4 protein-coding genes are annotated in these 4,426 nt (G+C 54.0%); all 4 read right to left on the reverse strand.

Features of this window, described 5'->3' with window-relative positions; genetic code table 11:
* Nucleotides 1-161: 161 nt before the first annotated feature.
* Complete coding sequence (gene tuf, locus ACI2KB_RS28975) at nt 162-1,355, reverse strand: elongation factor Tu (RefSeq protein ID WP_108240410.1); 1,194 nt, start codon at nt 1,353-1,355, stop codon at nt 162-164.
* Between the two features lie 31 nt (nt 1,356-1,386).
* Entirely contained in the window at nt 1,387-3,516 is a 2,130-nt protein-coding gene (gene fusA / locus ACI2KB_RS28980) for an elongation factor G (RefSeq protein WP_404640503.1), read from the reverse strand.
* Between the two features lie 30 nt (nt 3,517-3,546).
* Nucleotides 3,547-4,020, reverse strand: a complete 474-nt coding sequence (gene rpsG / locus ACI2KB_RS28985) for a 30S ribosomal protein S7 (protein WP_007970418.1) — start codon at nt 4,018-4,020, stop codon at nt 3,547-3,549.
* Nucleotides 4,021-4,135: 115 nt separating this feature from the next.
* Nucleotides 4,136-4,426, reverse strand: a 291-nt coding sequence (gene rpsL / locus ACI2KB_RS28990; RefSeq protein ID WP_404640505.1) for a 30S ribosomal protein S12, incomplete at its 5' end; no start/stop codon positions are given.

Genomic DNA, 4,426 nt, shown 5'->3' on the forward strand with positions numbered 1-4,426 from the left:
GCATTGGATTTCAGACTCCGGCTGCTATTCCCACCGAGCGCAATACGCCCGTTAAAAGGAGGCGCAATTCTATAGACGCCCCTGATAGGTGTCAACCCAATAAAAAAGCCCCCGCTAAGCGGGGGCTTTTTCATCCATCAAGCAAATTCTACAAAAGAGAATTACTCGATGATTTTGGCTACGACGCCAGCGCCGACGGTACGACCGCCTTCACGGATAGCGAAACGCAGGCCGTCTTCCATTGCGATGGTCTTGATCAGAGTGACTTCCATCTGGATGTTGTCACCTGGCATTACCATTTCAACGCCTTCTGGCAGTTCGCAAGAACCAGTCACGTCAGTAGTACGGAAGTAGAACTGTGGACGGTAGCCTTTGAAGAAAGGAGTGTGACGACCGCCTTCTTCCTTCGACAGAACGTAGACTTCTGCGGTGAACTTGGTGTGCGGCTTAACCGAACCCGGCTTGGCCAGAACCTGACCACGCTCAACGTCGTCACGCTTGGTGCCACGCAGCAGAACGCCACAGTTCTCACCAGCACGACCTTCGTCCAGCAGCTTGCGGAACATTTCAACGCCGGTGCAGGTAGTTTTGGTGGTTGGACGCAGACCAACGATCTCAACTTCTTCCTGAATGCGAACGATGCCACGCTCAACACGACCAGTCACAACAGTACCGCGACCCGAGATCGAGAATACGTCTTCGATTGGCATCAGGAACGGCTTGTCGATAGCACGCTCTGGCTCTGGGATGTAGCTGTCCAGAGTTTCAACCAGTTTCTTGACAGCACTGGTGCCCATCTCGTTGTCGTCTTGACCGTTCAGAGCCATCAGAGCCGAACCGATGATGATCGGAGTATCATCACCCGGGAAGTCGTAGGTGCTCAGCAGGTCGCGAACTTCCATTTCGACCAGTTCCAGCAGCTCAGCGTCATCAACCATGTCAGCCTTGTTCAGGAAGACAACGATGTATGGAACGCCAACCTGACGGGACAGCAGGATGTGCTCACGAGTTTGTGGCATCGGACCATCGGCAGCCGAGCAAACCAGGATCGCGCCGTCCATCTGGGCAGCACCAGTGATCATGTTCTTGACGTAGTCGGCGTGACCTGGGCAGTCAACGTGCGCGTAGTGACGTACAGACGAGTCGTACTCAACGTGCGCAGTGTTGATGGTGATACCACGAGCTTTCTCTTCTGGTGCGCTGTCGATTTTGTCGAAGTCGACTTTAGCCGAACCGAAAACTTCGGAGCAAACGCGAGTCAGAGCAGCGGTCAGAGTGGTTTTACCGTGGTCGACGTGACCGATGGTGCCAACGTTGACGTGCGGTTTGTTACGTTCAAATTTTTCTTTAGCCACGACAGTGAACTCCTAGCCTAAAAGGGCTGAATCAGCCTTGTTTTTTAACGAGAGCTTCGACGATGTTCGACGGAGCTTCGGAGTATTTGGAGAATTCCATAGAGTAGCTCGCGCGACCCTGAGACATGGAGCGAACGTCGGTCGCATAACCGAACATCTCACCCAACGGCACTTCGGCACGGATAACCTTGCCAGAGACCGTATCTTCCATACCCTGGATCAGACCACGACGACGGTTCAGGTCACCCATCACGTCACCCATGTAGTCCTCAGGTGTTACAACTTCTACTTTCATGATCGGCTCAAGCACAACACCACCGCCTTTCGACGCGAGTTGCTTGGTCGCCATGGAAGCAGCCACCTTGAACGCCATCTCGTTGGAGTCGACGTCGTGGTAAGAGCCATCGAACACGGTTGCCTTCAGGCCGATGAGCGGATAACCGGCAACAACGCCGTTTTTCATCTGCTCTTCAATACCCTTCTGGATAGCCGGGATGTATTCCTTAGGAACAACACCACCCACTACTTCGTTCACGAATTGCAGACCTTCCTGACCTTCGTCAGCAGGAGCAAAGCGAATCCAGCAATGACCGAACTGGCCACGACCGCCGGACTGACGAACAAACTTGCCTTCGATTTCGCAGTTCTTGGTGATCTTCTCACGATAAGAAACTTGCGGCTTACCGATGTTGGCTTCGACGTTGAACTCACGGCGCATCCGGTCAACCAGGATGTCCAAGTGCAATTCGCCCATGCCCGAGATGATCGTCTGACCAGTCTCTTCATCGGTCTTGACGCGGAAAGACGGGTCTTCCTGAGCCAGCTTGCTCAGAGCGATACCCATTTTTTCCTGGTCATCTTTGGTTTTCGGCTCAACAGCAACCGAAATCACCGGCTCAGGGAAGTCCATCCGCTCAAGGATAATTGGCTTATCCAGTGCGCAGAGCGTTTCACCAGTGGTCACATCCTTCATGCCGATCAGGGCAGCGATGTCACCCGCCAGTACTTCCTTGATTTCTTCGCGGCTGTTGGCATGCATCTGAACCATACGGCCCACACGCTCTTTCTTGCCTTTAACCGAGTTCAGAACCGAGTCACCCGAGTTCAGAGCGCCCGAATAGACGCGAACAAAGGTGATCGAGCCCACAAACGGGTCGGTCGCGATCTTGAATGCCAGCGCAGAGAACGGCTCATTGTCGTCAGCATGACGCTCGTCGTGACGAACAGCCTTGTCATCCTTGTCCAGGTCCTTGTCATCAGGGTTGATACCCTTGATCGCAGGGATCTCGACAGGCGCTGGCAGGTAGTCGATAACGGCGTCAAGAACGAGAGGAACACCCTTGTTCTTGAACGACGAACCGCAGACAGCCAGAACGATTTCGCCGGCAATAGTACGCTGACGCAGTGCGGCCTTGATCTCTTCGATCGACAGCTCTTCACCTTCCAGGTACTTGTTCATCAGCTCTTCGTTGGCTTCAGCCGCCGCTTCTACCATGTTGCTGCGCCACTCTTCAGCCAGCTCTTGCATTTCTGCAGGAATGGCTTCGCGACGTGGTTCCATGCCTTTGTCAGCATCGTTCCAGTACACAGCTTCCATGGTCATCAGGTCGATCTGGCCCTGGAAGTTGTCTTCCGAACCGATGGCCAGCTGAATTGGAACCGGGGTATGGCCCAGGCGCTTTTTGATCTGTTCAACGACGCGCAGGAAGTTCGCACCAGCACGGTCCATCTTGTTTACGTAAACAAGACGAGGCACACCGTATTTGTTGGCTTGACGCCATACGGTTTCCGACTGAGGTTCAACACCCGAAGTACCACAGAACACTACAACAGCGCCGTCGAGTACGCGCAGCGAGCGCTCTACTTCAATGGTGAAGTCAACGTGACCAGGGGTATCGATGATGTTGAAGCGATAGCGGTCTTTATGCTGTTTGACAGAGCCCTGCCAAAAAGCTGTGGTCGCAGCAGAAGTAATGGTAATACCACGCTCCTGCTCCTGCACCATCCAGTCCATGGTCGCGGCGCCATCATGCACCTCGCCCATTTTGTGGTTTACGCCCGTGTAAAAAAGGACGCGCTCGGTGGTGGTGGTTTTACCAGCATCCACGTGAGCAACGATACCAATGTTACGGTAGCGGTTAATCGGAGTAGTACGAGCCATAAAGCCCTCGCAAATTGAGTGACGCTGAAATTAGAAGCGGTAGTGCGAGAAAGCCTTGTTGGCCTCAGCCATACGGTGCACGTCTTCACGCTTCTTGACCGCAGCACCTTTACCTTCGGCGGCATCCAGCAGTTCGCCAGCCAAGCGCAGAGCCATGGACTTCTCACCGCGCTTGCGCGCGAAGTCTACCAACCAACGCATTGCCAGAGCATTACGACGAGAAGGACGTACTTCAACCGGAACCTGGTAAGTAGCACCACCAACGCGGCGCGACTTCACTTCGACCAGCGGAGCGATGGCGTCGAGTGCTTTTTCGAAGAGTTCCAGGGGGTCAGTACCCGCCTTGCGCGCCTTAACGGTATCCAGTGCACCGTAAACGATACGCTCGGCAACGGCTTTCTTGCCGCTCTCCATTACGTGGTTCATGAACTTGGCGAGAATCTGGGATCCGTACTTCGGATCGTCAAGAATCTCACGCTTTGCTGCTACGCGACGTCTTGGCATGATAAGCCCTCAAACGGTCTTCAGGTTCGCTCGGGACAGCACACATTGAAATGCAATGCCCGACCTTACTCTTATCGACTCAATAAATTTAAAAAACGACTGCAAAACGACCGAATCACTTCGGACGCTTGGTGCCGTACTTCGAACGACCCTGGTTACGACCTTTAACGCCGGAGGTATCCAGAGAGCCGCGAACGGTGTGATAACGAACACCTGGCAAGTCTTTTACACGGCCGCCACGAATCAGAACGACGCTGTGCTCTTGCAGGTTGTGGCCTTCACCACCGATATACGAGGAAACCTCGAAACCGTTGGTCAGACGCACACGGCACACTTTACGCAGTGCCGAGTTAGGTTTTTTCGGCGTAGTGGTGTACACGCGGGTGCACCCGCCACGACGTGGCGG

The organism is Pseudomonas sp. NPDC088444 (assembly GCF_044900175.1).
Taxonomy (GTDB): Bacteria; Pseudomonadota; Gammaproteobacteria; order Pseudomonadales; family Pseudomonadaceae; genus Aquipseudomonas.